This is a genomic window from Vibrio sp. 1402 (genome assembly GCF_033340275.1).
Window position 1 is genome coordinate 1 of record NZ_JAWOWE010000799.1, and the last position, 500, is coordinate 500.

The 500-nt window shown below is 44.0% G+C and carries 1 pseudogene; it reads right to left on the reverse strand.

Annotated elements, in window-relative coordinates:
- Window positions 1-377 (reverse strand): annotated as a pseudogene (locus R7044_RS28570) (ATPase); the annotation flags it as partial.
- Window positions 378-500: the final 123 nt, after the last annotated feature.

Consider the following 500-nt stretch of genomic DNA (forward strand, 5'->3'; position numbering starts at 1 on the left):
TTTTGAGCCGTATTAAAAAGGACGTTATCTGGTAGAGGCTTGGTCAAACAATGATCCAAACGACCTTCATTGACGGCCGTGAGTATCGCGTCAATATCTGAAGAGCAACTGATGAGAATTTTACGAGCGCGCTCGGTGTGCGGTGTTTTGTCCAGCCCAATGAGAAAATCCACACCATTAAAGTGCGCGTGATGGCTGGCGATCACTAACGCGACAGTTTGTTCTCTTTCTTCAAGATATTCCAACGCGTTTTGCGCTTCTTCTATCGACTCGACAGAAAAAATATCAAACTTGCTAGAGAAAGCCGACAGTTCCAATCGAAACTGCTCTGCACTGATTGGATTATTGTCGAGACACAATACAGCGTAACGATTCACAGGTGGTTGAGCTCCGGTTAAAACTTGGCCAAGCAAACTTTATCAATAAAACGGCGCAATGAGTGCGAGCTGCGTATGATTCCTGACTAATGGACTAGAATTAGCATCAATAGTCTGATTTAT